This is a genomic window from Marinobacter piscis (genome assembly GCF_007671655.1).
In the GTDB taxonomy this organism is placed as follows: domain Bacteria; phylum Pseudomonadota; class Gammaproteobacteria; order Pseudomonadales; family Oleiphilaceae; genus Marinobacter; species Marinobacter piscensis.
The window spans coordinates 567,759-588,937 of record NZ_VCGX01000001.1 but is presented as its reverse complement, the minus strand read 5'-3'; the positions used below and the strand labels follow the sequence as shown (position 1 = coordinate 588,937).

At 56.6% G+C, this 21,179-nt stretch carries 18 protein-coding genes; 7 read left to right on the top strand and 11 right to left on the bottom strand.

Going from position 1 to position 21,179, the window contains the following annotated elements:
- Nucleotides 1–11: 11 nt before the first annotated feature.
- Together FFI95_RS02620 and FFI95_RS02615 are read right to left on the bottom strand one after the other, a co-directional pair.
- Complete coding sequence (locus tag FFI95_RS02620) at nucleotides 12–755, bottom strand: OmpW/AlkL family protein (protein WP_144820834.1); 744 nt, start codon at nucleotides 753–755, stop codon at nucleotides 12–14.
- A 155-nt stretch (nucleotides 756–910) separates the two neighbouring features.
- Nucleotides 911–1,381, bottom strand: a complete 471-nt coding sequence (locus tag FFI95_RS02615) for a winged helix-turn-helix transcriptional regulator (RefSeq protein WP_144820833.1) — start codon at nucleotides 1,379–1,381, stop codon at nucleotides 911–913.
- A gap of 135 nt (nucleotides 1,382–1,516) precedes the next feature.
- Here FFI95_RS02615 and FFI95_RS02610 point away from each other — a divergent pair, with 135 nt between their 5' ends.
- Nucleotides 1,517–2,629, top strand: coding sequence for an NADH:flavin oxidoreductase (locus FFI95_RS02610; protein ID WP_144820832.1), 1,113 nt, complete (start codon nucleotides 1,517–1,519; stop codon nucleotides 2,627–2,629).
- 100 nt (nucleotides 2,630–2,729) lie between these two features.
- Nucleotides 2,730–3,038 (top strand): outer membrane protein assembly factor BamE domain-containing protein, encoded by a 309-nt coding sequence (gene bamE, locus FFI95_RS02605; RefSeq protein ID WP_144820831.1) that lies wholly within the window; start codon nucleotides 2,730–2,732, stop codon nucleotides 3,036–3,038.
- A gap of 56 nt (nucleotides 3,039–3,094) precedes the next feature.
- On the opposite strand, the gene pntB is transcribed toward bamE, so the two are convergent.
- The 3 genes from pntB to scpC form a co-directional block, all read right to left on the bottom strand.
- Nucleotides 3,095–4,489 (bottom strand): Re/Si-specific NAD(P)(+) transhydrogenase subunit beta, encoded by a 1,395-nt coding sequence (gene pntB, locus FFI95_RS02600; RefSeq protein WP_144820830.1) that lies wholly within the window; start codon nucleotides 4,487–4,489, stop codon nucleotides 3,095–3,097.
- A gap of 12 nt (nucleotides 4,490–4,501) precedes the next feature.
- Nucleotides 4,502–6,079, bottom strand: a complete 1,578-nt coding sequence (locus tag FFI95_RS02595; protein ID WP_144820829.1) for a Re/Si-specific NAD(P)(+) transhydrogenase subunit alpha — start codon at nucleotides 6,077–6,079, stop codon at nucleotides 4,502–4,504.
- 85 nt (nucleotides 6,080–6,164) lie between these two features.
- Nucleotides 6,165–7,676, bottom strand: coding sequence for a succinyl-CoA:acetate CoA-transferase ScpC (gene scpC / locus FFI95_RS02590; protein WP_144820827.1), 1,512 nt, complete (start codon nucleotides 7,674–7,676; stop codon nucleotides 6,165–6,167).
- Nucleotides 7,677–7,853: 177 nt separating this feature from the next.
- Between scpC and FFI95_RS02585 the strand changes: the two genes are divergently transcribed.
- A complete protein-coding gene (locus FFI95_RS02585) occupies nucleotides 7,854–8,417 on the top strand; it encodes a gamma-glutamylcyclotransferase (protein WP_144820826.1) in 564 nt (187 codons plus the stop codon).
- Between the two features lie 224 nt (nucleotides 8,418–8,641).
- Here FFI95_RS02585 and FFI95_RS02580 read toward each other — a convergent pair whose 3' ends face one another.
- The gene (locus FFI95_RS02580) at nucleotides 8,642–9,538 is read right to left on the bottom strand and encodes a DMT family transporter (protein ID WP_144820824.1); all 897 of its coding nucleotides are present in this window, start codon (nucleotides 9,536–9,538) and stop codon (nucleotides 8,642–8,644) included.
- 271 nt (nucleotides 9,539–9,809) lie between these two features.
- Here FFI95_RS02580 and FFI95_RS02575 point away from each other — a divergent pair, with 271 nt between their 5' ends.
- Together FFI95_RS02575 and FFI95_RS02570 are read left to right on the top strand one after the other, a co-directional pair.
- Complete coding sequence (locus tag FFI95_RS02575) at nucleotides 9,810–11,195, top strand: D-arabinono-1,4-lactone oxidase (RefSeq protein ID WP_144820822.1); 1,386 nt, start codon at nucleotides 9,810–9,812, stop codon at nucleotides 11,193–11,195.
- 13 nt (nucleotides 11,196–11,208) lie between these two features.
- Entirely contained in the window at nucleotides 11,209–12,489 is a 1,281-nt protein-coding gene (locus FFI95_RS02570; protein ID WP_144820820.1) for a DSD1 family PLP-dependent enzyme, read from the top strand.
- Nucleotides 12,490–12,495: 6 nt separating this feature from the next.
- On the opposite strand, the gene FFI95_RS02565 is transcribed toward FFI95_RS02570, so the two are convergent.
- Both FFI95_RS02565 and FFI95_RS02560 read right to left on the bottom strand, forming a co-directional pair.
- Complete coding sequence (locus FFI95_RS02565) at nucleotides 12,496–14,997, bottom strand: acyl-CoA dehydrogenase (RefSeq protein WP_144820818.1); 2,502 nt, start codon at nucleotides 14,995–14,997, stop codon at nucleotides 12,496–12,498.
- A 104-nt stretch (nucleotides 14,998–15,101) separates the two neighbouring features.
- Entirely contained in the window at nucleotides 15,102–15,992 is an 891-nt protein-coding gene (locus FFI95_RS02560; RefSeq protein ID WP_144820816.1) for a prenyltransferase, read from the bottom strand.
- 98 nt (nucleotides 15,993–16,090) lie between these two features.
- On the opposite strand from FFI95_RS02560, the gene FFI95_RS02555 reads away from it, so the two are divergent.
- Nucleotides 16,091–17,272 (top strand): MalY/PatB family protein, encoded by a 1,182-nt coding sequence (locus tag FFI95_RS02555; protein WP_425463050.1) that lies wholly within the window; start codon nucleotides 16,091–16,093, stop codon nucleotides 17,270–17,272.
- Between the two features lies 1 nt (nucleotide 17,273).
- Here FFI95_RS02555 and FFI95_RS02550 read toward each other — a convergent pair whose 3' ends face one another.
- The gene (locus tag FFI95_RS02550; protein WP_144820814.1) at nucleotides 17,274–17,657 is read right to left on the bottom strand and encodes a hypothetical protein; all 384 of its coding nucleotides are present in this window, start codon (nucleotides 17,655–17,657) and stop codon (nucleotides 17,274–17,276) included.
- Nucleotides 17,658–17,715: 58 nt separating this feature from the next.
- Nucleotides 17,716–19,095, bottom strand: coding sequence for a succinylglutamate desuccinylase/aspartoacylase family protein (locus tag FFI95_RS02545; protein WP_144820812.1), 1,380 nt, complete (start codon nucleotides 19,093–19,095; stop codon nucleotides 17,716–17,718).
- Between the two features lie 172 nt (nucleotides 19,096–19,267).
- Between FFI95_RS02545 and FFI95_RS02540 the strand changes: the two genes are divergently transcribed.
- Complete coding sequence (locus tag FFI95_RS02540; RefSeq protein WP_048496762.1) at nucleotides 19,268–19,426, top strand: YqaE/Pmp3 family membrane protein; 159 nt, start codon at nucleotides 19,268–19,270, stop codon at nucleotides 19,424–19,426.
- A 43-nt stretch (nucleotides 19,427–19,469) separates the two neighbouring features.
- On the opposite strand, the gene FFI95_RS02535 is transcribed toward FFI95_RS02540, so the two are convergent.
- A complete protein-coding gene (locus tag FFI95_RS02535) occupies nucleotides 19,470–21,107 on the bottom strand; it encodes an MBL fold metallo-hydrolase (RefSeq protein ID WP_144821426.1) in 1,638 nt (545 codons plus the stop codon).
- Between the last annotated feature and the right edge of the window lie 72 nt (nucleotides 21,108–21,179).

Sequence of the window (21,179 nt, the reverse complement as noted above, 5' to 3'; positions counted from 1 at the left end):
GTTTTCAGGTATCAGAACTTGTAGCTGAAACCTACCATGTAGACCATGGGGTCGATTTCGACGTCGAATTCATTTGTTTCTGCGAGATAGCTACCAGCTGGATCGAAAACTTTAACCTTTGCATCTGTATTGATATCTGCCCACCAGATTGCAGCGTTCAGGCCAAAGTTTTCGCTGAGCATATAGTCCATACCTAGCTCAAGGGCAACGCCGACACTGTCATCCAGTTCAAGTTCAGTCGAACCAGCTACAGAGCCAGTCCCATCACCGCCCAAAGCGCTATCGATGACACTGGTTAGAGTTCCACTGGTCTTTTCTTCAAAGAACGTAGTGTAGTTCACACCAATACCCGCATATGGCTGGAATGCTGAAGAGCTGTGCATAGGAAAGTACTGCAAGGTTAGCGTTGGAGGTAAGTGCTTAGTTTCGCCGAGCTTTGCGTCTGAGGAAATATCGCCGGCACCCGTGATATTGTGTTTAAATGGCGTAGCACCTAACACACCGATACCGATGTTGCTAGTGAACATATAGGTTGCGCGTAGGCCAAGCTGCGTGTTGTCGTCAACACCAACACGAGAGTTAGCAGTGGGGAACGGGCCTACACCTGGGACCGTAATCTGATCACTGGAATCATCCGGCGCCACATGCACAGCGCCCGCGCGCAAAATGAAATCCCCGGCTTCGAAAGCCTGGGCGGCCGGTGCAACAGCCATAACGGCGGCGGCCAGAATACTGAGTTTGAATGTATGGGACATGGTTATCTCCTTAACCCGAATCGTTGATACTTTCAGGTTAAGGATTATAAACCCAATAAACTTGATATATCGCAATAATTAAGCGCAAGCGATGCGTTGTGCATCGGTGAGTTGATGTAACTCAAAAAAAGAGTCAGACAAGGAAGGTTGGCTTGTCACGCAGGGTCTTGTTTGCTGCCCTGCACCTGGCTGTCAGATACAAATACATCCCGTACTGTCAGGGGGTTGCCTTCAGCACTTTGCACCTGAACCATCCGGACCGGTTGTCCTGTCGCCCGGTCCCGGAGATCCAGGGGAGGCTCATCGGGTGCCGGGTTCCATTTATCGCCCCACTGGCGCAGGGCAATCACAATCGGGAACAGATCCCGGCCTTTATCAGTCAGGCGGTATTCAAAGCGGGAGCCGTGTTCACCCACATCCACTTTTTTCAGCACTCCATCCTCTACCAGCCGGGTCAGGCGGTCACAGAGAATGTTTTTGGCAATACCCAGCTCTTTCTGAAAATCCACAAAGCGCCGGGTGCCGTACATACCGTGCAGCACAATAAGCAGGGACCACCAGTCACCCACCTGGTTCAGGGCACGGGCGACGGAGCAGTTAGAATCATCAAAACGTTTTCTGGCCATGGCGTAATTGTACCGAATAGGGTTGCATGTTAAAACCAGATTAAATAAGGTTGCTTTAAGAGACTAGATTGGCGGATGGTAGACGACTGCTGTGCGCCTCTGTAACTAAATTATTATTTCACGGAGTAATAACGGATGAGCATGAATCTTGGCCCGATGTTTGAGCCTTTTGAGGTTCACAATCTTACCCTTCGCAACCGCGTGGCCATGGCGCCCATGACCCGGAACTTTTCTCCCAAAGGTGTGCCGGGTGAAAATGTCGTTGCCTATTACCGCCGCCGGGCGGAGGCCGGGGTAGGTCTGGTGATTACCGAGGGAACGACGGTAAACCACATCGCCGCCAATGGCTACCCGAATGTGCCTCAGTTTCACGGTGACGAAGCCCTGGCAGGCTGGAAGAACGTGGTCGATGCAGTGCATGAAGCTGGCGGTGCTATTTTCCCACAGCTGTGGCATGTAGGCGCAGTGCGTCGGGAAGGCACGGAACCCGATGCCTCGGTTCCCGGCTATAGCCCTTCCGGACTTTTTGCGCCTGGCAAACCCAACGGCAAGGCTATGAGTAAGGAAGACATAGACGATGTTATCAAGGCCTTTGCCGATGCCGCGCAGGACGCGAAAGCTCTGGGCTTTGATGGTGTCGAGATTCATGGCGCTCATGGTTATCTGCTTGATCAGTTCCTGTGGGAAGGCACCAACCAGCGGGACGATGAATACGGCGGCAGCATGGAAAACCGGCTGCGCTTTGTGGTGGAGATTGTAGAGGCTGTCCGCCACCGCGTGGGCCCGGAATTCCCGATTATGCTGCGATTCTCCCAGTGGAAACAGCAGGATTACAGTGCAAAGCTGGCCAACAGCCCGGAAGAGCTGGAACAGTTTCTGAAACCGCTGGTTAACGCGGGCGTGGATATTTTCCATGCCTCAACCCGCCGTTTCTGGGAGCCGGAGTTTGAAGGTTCCAGTCTTAACCTCGCAGGCTGGACGCAGAAATTGTCTGGCAAACCCACTATGTCGGTTGGCAGCGTTGGTCTGACTGAAGACTTCATCAGCGGCACCATGGCCAGCAAACAGGAGTCGGTAGAGCAGTCGGGTATCGACGAACTGGTTGAGCGCATGAACAACCACGAGTTTGAGCTGATTGCGGTGGGCCGGGCGCTGCTTCAGGATCCGCAGTGGCTTACCAAGGTGAAAGAAGGGCGCATCAACGAAGTCGATGATTTTGCCCGCAAATCCCTCACCAAGCTGTACTGAGGCCGGACGGAATATGTCCGCTCTGTAACAGAACACCCCCATTTCGATGCGTATGATGGGGGTGTTTTTTTATGGGGAGCCTTTTACAGGAGGAACGGCAATGTCTTTAAAGAACAGTATTTCAGTATTAATGCTGGCGAGCCTGTTGGCCTTTGCCGGTTGTGCCACCGTAGGCAAGGAATTTGCGACTCACAACGTCGACCAGATCAAGATTGGTGAAACCAGTCGGGCCGACATTCAGGAAATGTTTGGTGAGCCTTGGCGTACCGGCGTTGAAGATGGAAAACGCACCTGGACCTACGGCAAATACCGTTGGTCGGCCTTCGGTGATGCAGAAACCACGGATCTGGTGGTGCGATTCAATCCCGATGGCACAGTCTCTTCCTACGTTTACAACACCACCGAGTAAAACCTCCTGCTGCGATACCCGGGCATTCCGGGTATCGCAATGGCCTTCGCGGAGCGTTAGCTCCGTAAACCGCTCACCAACGCGTCGATGCTGTCCTTGGCATCGCCAAACAGCATGCGGGCGTTGTCTTTGAAGAACAGCGGGTTTTCCACACCGGAATAACCGGTGGCCATACCCCGTTTCAGGATCACGACCTGCCGCGCTTTCCACACTTCAAGCACCGGCATGCCGGCGATGGGGCTGCCCGGATCTTCTGCAGCAGCAGGGTTGACGGTATCGTTGGCGCCGATCACCAGGACCACATCCGTCTCGGGGAAGTCGGCGTTGATTTCATCCATTTCCAGCACTATGTCGTAGGGTACATGGGCTTCTGCCAGCAGTACGTTCATGTGACCAGGCAAGCGGCCAGCCACCGGATGAATGCCAAAGCGCACATTCACCCCCCGTTCCCTGAGCAGTTTGGTGATGTCGCTGACACCACTTTGCGCCTGGGCAACTGCCATGCCATACCCGGGCACAACAATGACCGAATCGGCGTTGTGCAGCTCTTCACAGACTTCGTCTATGCTGGTTTCGATGGCGGTCTGGCCGGGGTCTGCAGCGGCGGAACTGCTGCTGGTCTGACCAAAGCCACCGAGGATCACACTGATAAACGAGCGGTTCATGGCTTTGCACATGATGTAGCTGAGGATGGCACCGCTGCTGCCTACCAGGGCGCCCGTGACAATCAGCAAATCATTGCCCAGCATGAAGCCAATGGAGGCCGCAGCCCACCCCGAGTAGCTGTTAAGCATGGATACCACGACCGGCATGTCGGCGCCGCCGATGGCCATGATCAGGTGGATACCGAGTACGCTGGCAATCAGCGTCATGATAATCAGGGCGAGCAGGCCCAGAGCCATGCTGTCAGTGCTCAGGAACCAGTAACCCAGGAGCACTGAGATCGCCAGTGCTGCCAGGTTCATCAGATGCCGGCCGGGCAGGGTAAGCGCCTGGCTGTCGATCCGGCCATCGAGCTTGCCGCAGGCCACCAGCGAACCGGTAAATGTGATCGCACCGATAAAGATACCCACAAACACTTCCACCAGTTTGATGGTGTGCTCGGCGCCTGTGGTAGGAGCCAGGGGTTCGATATAGCCGGAAAAACCCACCAGCACAGCAGCCATGCCCACAAAGCTGTGCAGCAGTGCCACCAGTTGGGGCATCTGGGTCATTTCCACCCGGTTTGCGATGGCAATGCCGATACCCGCACCGACCAGTACGGCAATGATAATGGCAACAAGCCCGCTGTCACTGACGCTGGCGATGGTGGCGAGCAGCGCAATGAAAATACCGGCAATTCCGTAAAGGTTGCCCCTGCGCGCAGATTCCTGGTGGCTCAGGCCACCGAGGCTGAGAATAAACAATATGCTGGCGACCACATAGGCCACACTGACGAGTCCTGTACTCATGGCGGTCACCCCTTATTTGCGAAACATTTTGAGCATGCGATGGGTAACCCGGAAGCCACCCCCAACGTTGATGCTGGCAATCAGCACCGCCACAAACGCCAGAATCCCCACTACAAGGTGTTCTGTCTGGGCAAGATGCAGAATGGCACCAATCACAATGATGCCGCTAATGGCGTTGGTCACACTCATTAAGGGTGTGTGCAGGGCGGCTGTCACATTCCACACCACCTGCCAGCCAATAAAACAGGCCAGCACAAACACGGTAAAGTGGCGCAAAAAGCTCTCCGGTGCATGGGCTCCCACGCCGTAGAGTGCCGCTACCGTTACAATCAGCAGGGCGGCTTTGCCGATTAGGCTGCGCCGTTCTGTTTTCTTGCGGGCTGCCGCTTTCTGTTTTGCAGAGGGTTCTTCTGTGCCCGGTGCCGGTTTGGGGCTCACCGGCGTTTCCGGTTGCGGGGGTGGCCAGGTAATGTCCTGGTCCAGTACCACCGTCAAGCCGCGGATGACGTCGTCGTCCATGTTTACCAGGGGCTGGCCGTCTTTTTCCGGTGTCAGTTCGGTTACCAGATGGAACAGGTTGGTGGCGTAGAGATCACTGGCCACCTTGGCCATGCGGCTGGGGAGGTCTGTATAGCCGATCAGTGTGACGTCATGGTGTTCAACAATCCTGCCCGGTTCGGTAAGTTCGCAGTTGCCGCCTCGTTCCGAGGCCAGATCCACAATCACACTGCCGGGCTTCATGGATTTCACCATGTCCGCAGTGATCAGTTTCGGCGCCGGCTTGCCGGGAATCAGCGCGGTGGTGATGATTATGTCGACTTCCAGGGCCTGCTCGGCAAACAGCGCCATCTCCGCCTTGATGAACTCGTCGCTCATCTGTTTGGCGTAGCCGCCGGTGCCGCTGCCTTCTTCGTCACCGAAGTCCAGCTGCAGAAACTCCGCGCCCATGCTCTCAATCTGTTCTTTCACTTCCAGTCGGGTATCAAACGCCCGCACAATCGCCCCGAGGCTATTGGCGGCGCCCACGGCTGCCAGGCCGGCAACACCGGCACCGATCACCATCACCTTCGCTGGCGGCACCTTGCCGGCCGCCGTTACCTGGCCGGTGAAAAAACGCCCGAAATGATTGGCGGCTTCCACCACCGCCCGATACCCGGCAATGTTGGCCATGGCGCTCAGAGCATCCATTTTCTGGGCACGGCTGATCCGGGGCAGGCTGTCGATGGCAAACGTAGTGATTTTGCGGGCAGCGAGCTGCTTCAGCAGCTCCGGGTTCTGAGCCGGCCAGATATAACTGGCGAGGAAGGCGCCTTCTTTCATCAGCTCGGCTTCGTGGGTGCCCAGCGCCGGGTTCTGCATGGGGGCACGAACCTTCAGGATAAAATCCGCGTCGCTCCAGAGCGAGCGGGAGTCTGCGGCAATGACAGCGCCGGCGGCTTCATAGGCTTCGTCGCGATAATGGGCCGCCTCGCCCGCACCGGTTTCAACCACAACGTCGTAGCCCAGAGCCACCAGTTTGTGTACCGATGGCGGAGTGGCGGCGACCCGCTGCTCGTCTTCGTAGATCTCTTTGGGAATACCGATCTTCATAATGCAAACGCCTTCAGTAAGAACCTGCCAAACAGATGAGTGTTATCTACATCCTAGTGCAAACTGAAGACTTTGCTCAGGTTTTTTACATTTGTCCGGTTTCCTCATAACGCTGATGCCAGCTCAGTGCTTCGCCCAGCAGGTGCGGCGTGTGCATGCCCCGGCGGGCAGCACAGGCACGCTCGAAGTAATCGCGTAGCTGTGGCCGGAAGTCAGGGTGGGCGCACTTTTCAATGATGTTGAGGGCGCGCTGGCGGGGTGACAGGCCACGAAGGTCTGCCAGACCCTGCTCGGTAACAATAACCTGTACGTCGTGTTCGGTATGGTCTACATGGGAAACCATGGGCACGATGGTGGAGATCGCGCCGTTTTTGGCTGTGGACGGTGTCATGAAGACCGACAGGTAACCGTTGCGGGCAAAGTCACCGGAGCCGCCAATGCCGTTCATGATGCGTGAGCCCATGACATGTGTGGAGTTCACGTTACCGTAGATGTCGGCTTCAATCATGCCGTTCATGGCAATAACACCCAGGCGGCGGATAATTTCCGGGTGGTTGCTCATTTCCTGGGTGCGCAGAATGATACGCTCCCGGTAAAAATCGATATTCTCGGCCAGGTCCTTGTTTGCTTCCGGGCTGAGCGAGAATGCCGTGGCTGAGGCCTTGGCCAGTTTGCCCGACTTCAGCATCGCCAGCATGCCATCCTGGAGCACTTCGGTGTAAGCCGTCATGTTGTTGAAAGGCCCTTCGTTGAGCCCGGCCATAACGGCATTGGCAATGTTGCCCACACCAGACTGAAGTGGCAGCAGGTTGGCCGGCAGGCGCTTGTTTTCAACTTCCGTGGTGTAGAAGTCCAGCAGGTGGCTGGCGATCCGGCAGGAGTTTTCGTCAGGGTCGCTGAACCGGGAGTTACGGTCCGGAGCGTTGGTTTCCACCACGGCAATGACTTTCTCCGGCGCGCACATGAGGTATTTTTCGCCAAAGCGTTCATCCGGTCGTGTGATATCAATCGGCTTACGGCGCGGGGGCAGGGCAGTGCCGTAGTACACATCGTGCATGCCTTCCAGACCCGCGCTCTGGGCATAGTTTACTTCCAGAATGACTTTATCTGCCTGGTCAATCCAGGTTTTGTTGTTGCCGATAGACGAAGAAGGTATCAGACGCCCGTCTTCGGTGATGCCCGAAACCTCAATAATGGCAATGTCCAGTTTGCCAAAAAAACCGGACCAGGCATGTTGAGCCACATGGGACAAATGGATATCAATGTATTCCATTTTGCCGTCATTGATTTTCTGGCGACAGACGGGGTCGCTCTGATACGGCAGGCGCATCTCGATACCGTCTACTTCCGCCAGGGCGCCATCCAGTTCCGGAGCCGTTGAGGCGCCGGTCCAGACACTGATCCGATAGTTCTCGCCCTGTGTTTTTTGCTCACGGATATGCTCCGCAAGCGCTTGTGGAACCGCTTTCGGATAACCGGCCCCCGTAAAACCGCTCATGCCCACATTAACGCCGGATGGAATCAGCGCAGCAGCATCTTTGGCACTCATAATACGTTTACGCAGGCTGGGACAAAGAACACGGGGTACAGTCGTCATGCTGGCTCCGATTAATAAAATTGTTTATGACGGGTTGTTTCAAGTAACTATAACATAAGTATAGGTACTTATGACTAAGACTTATGGTGATGTTACCAGATAGGGCCTGTTGCGTACGGATGCCGTTGAAAACAAACGGTATGCTTACAATGATTGTCCATGTCTGAGGAGGGAGCAGTGTCCAGCAATACGGTTGAACATAATCGGCGTCGCCATGACTTTTCCGGAGTTGAGTCCATCTGGCTGTTCGGTTACGGCTCATTGATCTACAAGGTGGATTTTCCCTATCTGGAGCAGAAACCCGCCTCAATACAGGGCTGGACACGCCGGTTCTGGCAGGGGTCCCACGATCATCGGGGCACACCAGAGGCGCCGGGCCGGGTGGTTACGCTGATTGAGCAGCCTGGAGCTATCTGCAAGGGGATGGCGTATCGGGTATCACCGAATGTGTTTGAGCATCTGGATGTGCGGGAAAAGAATGGCTACCTGAGATTTACCACAACTCTGACTTTTGATGATGGCAGTGAGGCTGAGGGGCTGGTTTACATTGCCACCGAGGATAACGAAGCTTTTCTGGGCCGGGCGCCGGATGCAGCTATTGCCCGCCAGATTGCAACCGCCACAGGCCCTAGCGGTGCCAACTCCGAATACCTGCTCAGACTGGCCGATTCTTTGCGGGCACTGGGCGCTGAATGTACCCATACGTTCTCTGTAGAGGCCTGCCTGAAGGCAGAAGCGTGATGAACGATCGTGGGCGAGGGGCCTGCCAAAACTGTGCGGAGCCATGGGTGGAGTGCGAAGCACTTCACGGGCAAGCCAAGGACGGCTTGCCCAGGACCCTCAGTGCGACGCAGGAGCAATAAGCGCTGAGGGGCGGAGCTCAAGCGTCACATGGATGTGCCGCAAGGAGCGTGTTTTGGCAGGCCCCTCGCCCACGATCGTATCCAGCGTCTGAAACAGGCTTCCTAACGTTGTTTACGGGTGGCGGGATTAAAACCTCGCGGCGGTGATCTCCTGCGCTGATTCAGACCAATCAATACCAGCGGCACGATGACCATCAGGCTGCCCACCAGGAACCACCAGTCTGGCACTTCGTCGAACCAGATCCAGCCGATCGCCACCGCCCAGATCAGGCCGGTGTACTCTGCACTGGTCACCAGGTTGGCATCGACCTGGCGGTAAGCCAGAAGCACGGTCATGTTGTAGCCGAGAATAAAAAACGCAGAAGCGGCGGCTGTAAGCAGGATTTCCGGATGCCAGGAGGCGCCTTGTTGCCACTCCCACGCCGCCAGCAAGGCCGAGGCCGGAATGACCAGCAGGTAGTTAAGAAACAGCTTGTGTACCGTGGTCTGCTTTTTGGGCAGTTTGCGTACCAGCACTGCGTTTATCGACAGGGACAGGGCTGACCCTAAGGCTGCAATGGCAGCCCAGTTAAAGTCAACAGGGCGTAAAATAACCAGAATGCCGGCAAAACCGCTGAACACGGCCAGTACGCTCAGTGGTGCGAGCCTTTCCCCGAACAGAAATACTGAAAACACCATAACCAGAATGGGTGCCGCATAAAACACAGCGTTGGCTGTAGCTAATGGCAGGTGCTGCAAGGCGATAATCATGCACAACAGGCCTGCCAGGTGGATGTGCGCCCGCATTGTGTGCACAACCAGCCCGCCAAACAGGTCGGTGCGATCGATCTTGCGAGCCAGAGGTATCAGAAACAGGAGTGTGATCAGGCACCGCAGAAACGCAAACTGGAAAATCGGAGCACCAGGTTCCATAACCTTGATAAAAACATCCGATATCAGCGCCATGGCGTTACCTAATACAAGCAAAAGAATGGCGCTGTTTACGGTTTTGCCTGCCATGTTTTCCTTCCTGATAGCCAAGTGTGAGTAAAATAAGTCGCCAGACGGGAGGCCAGCGTGCAGTAGCGGTAGTCTATTTGCCAGTTCGTTTCCGAGAAATCGATATTCCTGCGTATGTGTCGGGAACCGACAGGCAAGGCCGTGCCTCGTGAGGCAAGCGTATTTTTGAGCAGTAGTACTCTCGGCGAGCGGCAATGTAGCAGGTATGCTTATAACAACAACAATATTATAACCGGCCTGGTGCACAGGTACAGTAAGCAGGGAACCTTCCATGTCGTTTAATCGCCGTCAGTTTCTGCAGTTTTCCGGCGCCCTGGGTGCTTTGGGCGTACTTGGCAGTCATGCAGCGTTTGCACAGGCGCTTAATCCGGAACGAATGAACCCCTGGCGCAACTGGTCAGGTGTGCAGACGTGCCTGCCGGAAAACCGGATCACGCCAAAAAGTCTGCAAGAGCTGGTAGACCGGATCAGGCAGGGCAGCGGTACCATCCGCCCGGTGGGCGCCGGGCACTCGTTCAGCCCGCTGGTACCCACCGATGACACGCTGTTGTCCCTCGGACATTTCAGTGGTTTGCTGAGCCACAATCCGGACACTCATCAGGCAGAATTTGGTGCCGGTACCTCCATGGCGCTTATGGGCATGGCATTGAAGGAAGTCGGCCAGGGGTTTATCAATATGGCCGATATTGACCACCAGACCCTGGGCGGAGCCGTCGCCACCTCTACCCATGGCACTGGCATCCGCTATGGCTCCTACTCCAGCTACATCACCGGCTTGCAGCTGGTGACTGCCGGCGGTGAGGTCCTGGACTGTGATGCCACCCGGAATCCGGAAGTTTTCAACGCCGCCCGGGTGTCCATGGGCGCATTGGGGGTAATGACCCGGCTGACCCTGCAGAACCGGCCCAGGTATCGTTTGCGCGAGACCCTGTGGGTAGCCAGAACGGAAGACCTGCTCGCTGATATTGATAAACACGTTGCCGAAAACGAACACTGGGAAATGCTGGTGATTACCCACTCGGACTACGCCCTGGCCATCGCCCTGAATGAAACCGATGAGCCGTCGACACCTCCGTTAAACAAGGCCGAAAGTGGGGGTAACGAGTTTGTCAGCCTGTTGGAAAAGCTGGACAAGTACGGCAGTGATTTTCCGGCAGCCCGGCGGTTTTTACTGAATAACCTGCGCCACTTTGCGACGTTTGAAGAGCGTATTGGTGAATCCTATGAGATCTACTCCAATGTGCGCTCTGTGCGGTTTAACGAAATGGAATACGCAGTGCCCGCCGAGCAGGGGCCGGATTGCTTGCGGGAGATACTGCAGCTGATTGAGCGGAATGACTTGCCTACCTGGTTTCCTCTGGAGTATCGCTATGTGCAGGCAGACGACGTGCCGTTAAGCATGTTCCAGGGGCGTGACAGTTGTGCTATCTCTGTGCATCAGCATTACCAGATGGACCATCACAATCTTTTTGCCGCCATAGAGCCAATATTCTGGAAGTACAATGGCCGGCCCCACTGGGGGAAGTTGCATACCCTGAACGCACGACACCTGGAGCAGTTGTACCCCCAGTGGCGTGAGTTCATCGGAATACGGCAGGAACTGGACCCGCAGGGCCGATTTCTGAATGCGCATTTGCGCTCAATTCTGGATGCGTAAAGGAGGCAGGATCGTGAATCGCCGAGGGTTTCTTTTCACGGGAGTGCTGGGGGGCGCGGCATTACTGACCGGAGCTGCCTGGCTTCGGCCGGCGGACAGGGGTAAGCCATACACGGCTTACTTTGAGGCCCTGAATGCAGAGCTGAAACGCGCGGGGCCTATGAAGCCTGTCTTGCTGGTGGACCTGAACCGGCTGGATCATAACATTGATGTGATCAAAGCATCACTGCAGCGCAGCGGCAAGGCCTTGCGTCTGGTTGAAAAATCGTTGCCGGTGCGTGGCTTGCTGCAGTATATCGCGAGCCGCACAGGCACCCATAAGCTGATGTCATTCCATCAACCCTTCCTGAACCAGACCGCCAAATATTTTCCGCAAGCCGACATATTGCTGGGTAAGCCGCTGCCTGCGCGATCAGTGGAGGTGTTTTACCAGCAGCATCAAGGGCAGGCGGATCCCACACCGCGTATCCAGTGGCTGATCGATACTCCCGACCGGTTGCATGAGTATCTGCAGGTCGCGCGGGCACGTAACAGCAAGTTCCGGATCAACATCGAGCTGGATGTCGGCCTGCACCGTGGGGGTGTCGCTGATAACAATACCTTGAATGCTTTGCTCAGACTGATTGCCGATAATCCCGGGCATCTCGAGTTCTCCGGCTTTATGGGTTACGACCCGTTTGTAGGCATGGAACTGCCTTCTGTTCTTGGCTCGCCGGAAACGCTTCTGGAAAAAGTAATGGCCCGCTACCAGGGCTTTGTGGATTTTACCAAAAGCCACTATCCGGACTTCTGGCGCGAGGGTCTGGCACTCAATACTGCCGGCAGCCCCAGCTATCCGCTGCATGAAAACGAATCCCTGAGTACGGAGCTGGCGGTGGGGTCCGCCATGGTGATGCCTACTGATTTTGATTTGCCGTCATTGCATGATCATGTTCCGGCAGCGTTCATTGCCAGCCCGGTGCTGAAATCCACGGGGCCGGTGAACCTACCCGCGCTCGACAGCAAGTCCCGGATTTTTTCGTGGTGGGATATCAACCAGCGCGCCAGCTACTTTATTTACGGTGGCCATTGGCTGGCGGACTTTGTTGCGCCAGAGGGGCTTCAGAGCAACCGCCTGTATGGCAGAAGCTCCAACCAGGAGCTGGTTAACGCCTCGCCGGGTGTGGAGCTTGAGGTAGGCGACCAGGTGTTTCTGCGGCCTCAGCAAAGCGAGTCGGTTTTGCTGCAATTTGGCGATATACTGGCTATGCGTAACGGCAAAATTACAGAGCACTGGCCGGTCTACCAGGGTTGATCCCGGCTATTCGTCTGCCGGGCGTTCAACCACTTTGCGTTTACCCTTGGCGCATCGGGACAGGGCTTTCAGGCCTTCTTCATCAAAGGCATCGACCCGGATAACGTCGTACAGAGCCGTGAGTGCTTCCTCAAGCTTATCGCACTCATCAGCCGTCACAACGCCTTCTGCGCAGGCCCAGTCCACCAGTTTTTTGCGCTCATGACCCATCAGTAGCGAAATCCCGTCGAGATCGTCTTCGTCATGTTTGCGAACCGCATCGTGCAGGCGGCTGCGCATATCGGCGGTTTCGTTGGCCAGCTTGTAGGCGTTCAGCACCCGGCCAAGCGGGTCGTCCGGGTCCTGGGTGGTGTAGGCACCACGGCTGATGCGCTTGCGCAGCGGTGTGTCTTCGACAATGCTGGTCGCAACGCGAGCTCCCAGTTTATCGTCCGGGCCGTTAAGACCTGTGGCGCCAAGCGGGAACACCAGCAAACGCAGTGGCCAGCGCAGGGCCCGCACCGGGAAGTTGATAATGGCTTCACGCATGGAGTGCTGCAGGTCCCGCAGGCAGGACTGCAGGCACCACTCGACCACTGGGCGCTGGTTATCCGGGTAGCCCTCTTCGTGCCATTGCTTGATCACTGCCGAGGCGTAATACAGGTGCACCAGACTGTCCGCCATACGGCCGGACAGGCGTTGCCGGGCTTTGAGGCCACCCCCGACGGAGAGCAGGGTTACATCGGTCATCAGCGCAAATGCGGCGGAGAAGCGGCCAAGCTGGCGGTAAGAGGATTTGATGTTGCCCCGGGCCGGAACCGGCTCAGGCAGCCCGCCCGTCAGGCCCAGAACCAGTGCCCGTAGGGCGTTGCGTGTGGTGTGAGCCAGATGCTTGTAGAAGATGCCGTCAAATTTCTTCGCGGCCTGGTTTTCATCTTCCATACCCGCGGCAGCAATCTCTTCCACAATAAACGGGTGACAGCGGATCGCACCCTGGCCGAATACCATCAGGCTGCGGGTCAGGATGTTTGCGCCTTCCACCGTGATTCCAATGGGAACAGCGTTATAGGCCCGGGCCATGAAGTTACGGGGGCCGGTAATTACACCGCGGCCGGCCACCACATCCATAGCGTGATTGATTACTTCCCGCATCAGGTCGGTGTTGCGGTATTTCAGTAAAGCCGAGGGTACCGCTGGCCGAACGCCGCGGTCGAGCATGCCGGACGTCAGCAGGCGTGCGGCGTCCATCATATAGGTATAGCCGGCGATGGGCTCCAGAGCTTCCTGTACCCCTTCAAACTGGCTGATGGATCGGCCAAATTGCTCCCGGGTGTAGGCGTAGGACCCGGTGGCCAGGCTGGCCACCTTACCGGCACCTGTGCCCAGTGCCGGCAGGGAAATAGAGCGCCCTATGGACAGGCACTCCAGTAGCATGGTCCAGCCTTTGCCAAGCATCTCCTGGCCACCAATCACCTGATCCATGGGGATGAACACCTCATCGCCCCAGGTGGGGCCATTCATGAACACGGTGTTCATGGGCAGATGCCTTGCGCCGGCATGCACGCCCTCGGTTTCACGTGGAACCAGAACACAGGTCACACCAATATCGGCGTTATCGCCCAGAAGGCTTTCCGGGTCATAGACTTTGATGGCCAGGCCAATCAGTGTCGCCACCGGGGCCAGGGTGATATAGCGTTTGTTCCAGGTCACTTTCAGGCCCAGAACTTCTTCGCCGTTCCATTGGCCTTTGCAAACAATGCCCTTGTCTGGAATGGCGCCCGCATCGGAACCCGCAACAGGCGAGGTGAGGGCAAAGCAGGGTATCTCCTCACCACCGGATAATCTTGGCAGGTAGTGTTTTTTCTGCTCGTCGGTGCCGTAGTGCATCAGCAACTCACCCGGACCGAGGGAGTTGGGGACCATCACGGTGACCGCTGCCGACACGCTGCGGGTGGAGATCTTCATGACGATTTCTGAGTGAGCAGTGTTGGAGAAACCCAGGCCGCCGTCTTCTTTCGGGATCACCAGCCCGAAAAAACCATTGTCACGGATAAACTTCCAGGCTTTCTCGGGCAGGTCGTAATGCTCGTGGGTGATCTTCCAGTCATCGAGCATGGCGCACAACTCTTCCACTGGACCGTCAAGAAACGCCTGCTCCTCACTGCTCAGGTGGGCCGGCCGGGCATCCAGAAGTTTTGACCATTGCGGTTTACCGGAGAAAAGCTCACCGTCCCAGTCGACGGAGCCGGACTTCAGGGCTTCCTCTTCGGTGGAGGAGAGCCTGGGGAGGCGACTGCGAACCCAGCCCAGTAACGGACGGCTGAATTTATCGAGGCGCAGGTCGCTGGGAATAACCAGAATCAGCGCCAGAGCCAGGAAAAGGCCGCCAAACAGGACACTGGCAAGGTGCCATTCATCCTGAAACACGCCAGCCAGGGTGGCGAGGGACATCACCACAGCCGCGGTTGTACCCCCAACGCCCACATAGATCAGAATCAGGGCACTGATGAGCAGAAAAAGTACGCTCATGAACAGACCTCCGTATCGAGAGTAAAATCAGAAAATATCTGTTTTCACCTTCGTTCAAAAACCACGTACATGCAAGGGGCATGTTTTATTGCCGGCCTTCCGGCTTACAGGCTCAGGCCGGCAATAAGCAGGGCCAGGGTTGCCAGCAGAATCGCTACATTGGTGCCCAGCAACATATTGAGTGTATCTGGGTGATAAACAGCGGCGGGCAGTTTCCAGCAAAGCCAGAACGCAAAAGGCGCGGTTGCCAGTGACAGCACGGACATCAGTGGCAACCAGCCGGTAAGTATGCCGGTTATCAGAACGGTATAGGCTAACAGGAACAATAACGACACCAGCCGTGTTGCCCCCGGGGCGCCAAGGGTGATAACCAGGTGCCGGCGACCCGCCTTGCGATCTGCTTCGGCGTCCGGTATCTGGTTGATCAGCAACAACTCGCTTACCAGCAGCAGGCTGACCATGGAAACGGTAACAGCGGTGGCATCCAGCTTTGCGCCCAGTGCCACCAGCGTGCCCAGGATCATCACCGGTCCGAAGCCAATGCCGGGAGCGAGCAGGCACAGCAGGGGCAAGCGGGTAATCCAGCGGGTGTAAGAAAGCACCAGTACAACGCCGGCGACTCCCAGGACCAGCATGGGAAGCCCCCGGTGCCAGAGAAAGAAGACTCCGATGAGGATAGCCAGGCTCAGAGTGCCGAGGGCAGCTGCGAGTACACGTTTTGCGGCACCTGGAACGTTTGGGAGAGCGCCGCTGCCACCTGAAAACGGTGTTCGCGTTGTCAGAAAATCCAGCCCTGACACAAAATCCTCATACTCGTTAAGCAGGTTTACCGCAGCATGGGCCAGCACTGCACCCATAAAGACCAGCAGCGTGTCCATCAGCACCGGAGCCTCACCTTGTTGCCAGGCCACTGCCACACCCAGTCCGACGCAGAGGGGGGCAAGAATCAGAAAATTAGGGCGGGCAGCGTTAACCACTGCAACTGTTTCAGACATCCGGTTTTCCTTTTATAAACCCTTGGGTTGTGATGGTAACAAGACCCGGCCACAATAATCCGGCGCATCCGATTATACCCCCGTTATGGAGCTCTATAGTGACAAACCCGTTTGATCAGCCCATTAATCGCGAACATACCTGCTCGGTAAAATACGACGTTCGCAAAGCCGTATTTGGTCGCGACGATGTCGTTCCTGTGTGGGTGGCGGACATGGACTTTGCGGCACCAGAGGCAGTGACCCGGGCGCTTTCAGAGCGTGCCGCGCATCCGGTTTATGGCTATACGTTGTTTCCTGAGAGTCTGTTCCAGGCAATGATGGACTGGTTCCGTGAACGCCATGGCTGGGACATTCAGCGTGAGTGGATATTGATGGCGCCAGGGGTTGTGCCATCCCTGCACGCAGCCTGTATGGCCTATGCGGCTCCGGGGGAGGGGGTGATTGTTCAGCCGCCCGTGTACCCGCCCTTTTTCAGTGCTGTCCGACTCAGTGGCCGGTCGGTTATTGAAAATCCATTGGTGAGTGATGAGACCGGCCATTATCGAATGGACCTGGAACACCTGGAGGTCTGCGCCGCGCGCCCGGAGGCTAAAGTCCTGATGTTGTGCTCACCGCACAATCCCGTGGGCCGGGTCTGGTCGGAGCAAGAGCTTACGGCTGTGCTGGGTATTGCCCGCCGACATGGGTTGACGGTGATCTCCGATGAGATCCACTGCGATCTCACGTTCCCGGACGGGCCTCGTCACCGGATGCTGGCTACCCTGGCCGGGCCGGAGGATGCGCTGATAACGGCGGTGGCACCGAGCAAGAGCTTTAACATACCCGGGCTGGGGCTCTCTGCTCTGGTAATAACAGACCCGGAGCAGCGTCAGGCCATGGCAACCGTCTTTGATTCCATGCACCTGCCGCAGTGTAACCCCTTCAGCATTGCCGGTTTCGAGGCCGGCTATCGCTACGGTGCCTCCTGGATGGATAGCCTGATGGCGTATTTACAGGAAAACCGGGATTTTGTGGTGGACACTGTTAACGCCCGGTTGCCAGGCATTCGGACCCGGGCGCCGGAAGGCACCTATCTGGTATGGCTGGATTGCCGGGGACTGCATCTGGATGATGCGGCTCTGAAGCACTTTTTTGTGCAGGACGCGGGCGTAGGCATGAACCCGGGCCAGTCGTTTGGCGAGCAGGGCAGTGGCTTTATGCGGCTGAACATCGGGTGCCCCAGAGCGGTGCTGGCCGATGTGCTGCAACGCATTGAATCGGCCCTGCCCGCCAGGCGGTGAGTTATTGCCCGGTAACCGCACAGTGGCCATCCACCAACTCCCAGCTGGGTGGCTCGTTCATGCCTGGCATATCACCTGTGTTGTCTTTAATGGCTTTCCAGACTTTGCTGCCGTGAAATGCCATGTCACCTTGTTCGTACGCCCGGGCATAAAGCCATTGTTCCGGGCGCTCGCAGACACCGGATTCACTTTTGCCAGCCGCGCCCGCCGCGCCACTGCTGGTAGTGCCCGGGCTGATCTCTACCTCTTTAATAGCGTCCGGGGTTTTAAGCTCCGGCTCCGCCTCACTCTGGGCGCTCGCGGGCAAACTGAGTGCCATAAACGCCAAAACCAGCAATGGCAAAGCCCACACCAGGCGAGAGGGAGCAGAGGTCTTCTTGAACATGATGGCTCCTTAAGTATTTATCAGAACAGTGGCACAGAAATCGGGTCCGCAAAGGATACTATTCTCCCGGAATTTTTGCTTCTGTGCCAATGTGGTAGGCGGCAAAGCCAGCCATCACGACCTGGTCCACTGCCATGCCGATGATCCGGCCATCGCTGCTGGCGTGAATCGGGTGCTGGGCATTGGTGATCGGATCAGCAACATAGCCAAGAACCTGACCCCGGGATACTTTTGCGCCCAGTTTTACATCACTGAACAGGATACCTCCATGGTCGGCTCTTACCCAGGTTGAGTCGTAATACACGGGTTCGGGATTGCCCCACACAAACATGCGGGAAACCATGTCCTGCTTTTCCATCAGGCTGGCCAGGCTGTTTACCCCGGCATCAATCTGGTGCTCCTGTACCCGCAGGGATTCGCCAGCTTCCATTGTTACTGCCCGGATGCCGGCATCGGTCGCCGCCGTGCGGAGCATTCCCGGCGACCCACTGCTATGCACCACGGCCATTCTGTCAAAGCCGCGGGTAAACTCTGCCACAGCAGGGTTGTTCATATCGGCACGAAGCTGGGGCAGGTTGGTGCGCTTCAGTGAGCCTGTGTGGATATCGACCAGCATATCGCAATGCTGGATTATGTTGGTGAAAAGCGAGTGCGCTATGCGACCCGCCAGGCTGCCATTCGGGTTGCCGGGGAAGTACCGGTTCAGGTCACGACGATCAGGCAGGTAGCGGCTGCCCTGCTGGAACCCCGACAGGTTCACGATGGGAATACCGATGACACTGCCACTGAGCTTTGCAGGGTCCAGGTCGTAGAGTGTCTGGCGGATAATTTCGATGCCGTTGAGTTCATCGCCATGAATGGTGCTGGTCAGGCACAGGGTCGGTCCGGTATTGGCGCCATTCACGACCAGTACCGGCGTGGGCTGTGACAGGCCGGCAATCTGAATGCCGGGGGACCAGGCCAGACGCGTGGAGGTGCCGGGCAAAACCTCATTGCCAAGTAAAATCAGGTCACTGGCTGGCTCTGCTTTTTCCGGCTCCGGGGCCGCTTCTTCAGGCGGGGCCTCTGTTGCCGTGGAGTCAGGAATCTTATCACTGCCCGGCTCTGCCGGGGGCTCGGGAGCCGGTGCCGGAGCCACTTCTTTCAGATCAATGTCCGGTGCGACTTTATTGGGTGTGGGCGCAGCCTCTGGCTGTATGCTCTTAATTTCCGGAGTGGTTTTTTTCCCGGACGTGCGGGAGCCTTGCAGCGGCTCGGATTGCTCCACATCCTGAACGCTTTCGTCCTCTGCCAGTTCTGCCAGCAGAATTTCCCGGGAGGATTGCGTCTGTTGTGTGTTCTCGGATGACTCTGCCAGTACATTCGCAGGCAGAGCCAGCAGATACAGACAGAGAGTGACTGAAAGGCCGGCCGGCTTTTGCAAGCGGGAAAGCAGCATGATTCCTCACAGAGTATCGAAAAACGGTAAGTATAAAGGGAAATTCGGGCTCTGAATCTGGTAATAACCAAGGTTTAATGCCATTTTCAGAGTGTGGTAATAAATAATGGTGCCATACAGGGTAATGTTACAGAATCCTTATCCGTTATAACCGGCAGATGGAAGGAGCACTATGGACCTTTTACGCATTCTGATTGCAATCTTGTTACCACCCCTGGGTGTATTTTTGCAGGTGGGGATTGGCAAACACTTCTGGATCAACATACTACTGACCATTCTCGGATACATTCCCGGCATAGTGCACGCGGTGTACATTATCGCGAAGAAGTAGGTAAAAGCCGGCAGACGGGGCAGTCTCTGCCGGCGCAAATGGTTCAGGTATCCGGCGTGGCATGCCAGAGGCTGTTTTTCTGTACGGCCCGGCCATCCGCTTCGAGCTTAAGCAGGTGTGCCAGTGCTGACCGGGCAGCGACTCCGTGAATCGCAGTGGGCACATCGCCATAGGCTTTGCGGGTCAGATCTTTGAGGTCAACCGGGGCCAGTTTATCCAGTGCCTGCGCCACTTTGTGCTCTCGTGCCAGGCGATGGGTAATCAGGTAATCAATGATGGTTGCCGGCTGCCCCATGAGGAAACCATGGGCAGGGGCAATGAAGTGAATGGGCTCCGCCAACAGGCTGTAAAGCGATTCCAGATACGCCTTCATATCGCCGTCAGGCGGATTTATGACCACGGTAGAGCCCTGCATGATGTGGTCCCCGGAAAACAGCATCTCCTGCTCAATCAGCAAAAAGCAAAGATGGTTGGACGCATGCCCGGGTGTATACAGTGTCTTCAGTGTCCCCGCATCGGTTTTGATGAAGCTGCCGTGCTCAGGCTGCTCATCCGGAACAAACATCTGGTCCTGGGAAGCGCCAGCAGGTGCAGGCCAGCCGTACAGCCTGCACCCGGTTTTTTCTTTCAGGGACCGGGTTCCAGGTGAGTGATCCAGGTGGGTGTGAGTGACCACCACGGAATCAATTTTCCCTTGTGTGATCTCCAGGATCTGTTCAATATGCCCGCTATGATCCGGGCCCGGGTCCAGCACGGTAAAGCGCTCATGGCCCAGGATGTAGGTATTGGTTCCCGGACCTGTCATCACGCCGGGGTTAGGTGCTGTAAGGCGAATGACGCCAGCGGCAACTTCAACGGGTTCACCGGGAATGATTTCTGCTTTCGTTGTGCCCTCAGCCTCGGGGTCGAGCTTGGCAGCTTCATCGTATGCCGGCGAGCCGGGTTCCAGCAGCACGGGTTTACCCCGTTGAATCGCCGGCCAGGGCTGGCTGGGGTAGGGCTCGGGTGGGTTGGCCCAGGCATAGCGCATCAGGGTCTCAACATTGTCGAAGTCGCGTAGCACCCGCAGGGTTTTTACCGTAGGTAACGTCATCAGGCGCTCGCCCGAACGGTGCTCTTCAAGTGCCTGCGCAGGGCTGATCCATATATGGTCTATGGTTTCCTCACCGTCATGGTGAGCGAACTGGTTCTCGGGCGCCTGGGTAACAAAGAAGCGGGTATCAAAGCGCCGGGGCGGGCCCGGAGGTGTTATCCAGTGGGCCAGGTAAGCCAGTCTGTCCAGAGGGATGGTCAGCTGGTGGCGCTCACACAGATCCGCCAGGGACACCTCGCCTTTGAATACAGAGGTGCGCTCATTATGGGCCGGGTGGTCTATGCTGATGGAGCGTTTGTCTGCATCAACCGCTACCAGGATGCCAGCTTCTTCAAAGCATTCACGAACGGCTGCCAGCATATAATCCACACCGCCTTCGCCCAGACTCATGGTATGGCTGATTTCGGTATCTCTGAGGCCAGCGGCATGCTGGCGTCCCCGGGCTTCTTCCTGATCCACCGCGCCTCCAGGGAAAACGAAATAGCCGGGCAGAAATACTGCATCCCATGTGCGTTGCAGCAGCAGTATTTCGATACCCTCAGCGGTATCTCTTACCAAAGCCAGAGTGGCTGCAGGGCGAATGTTCAAAGGGTTCTCTTTATCCAAAACGATAACCTCCACTTACCTTTATCTGCGTAAGCCAAATCTGGCGTGCACAGG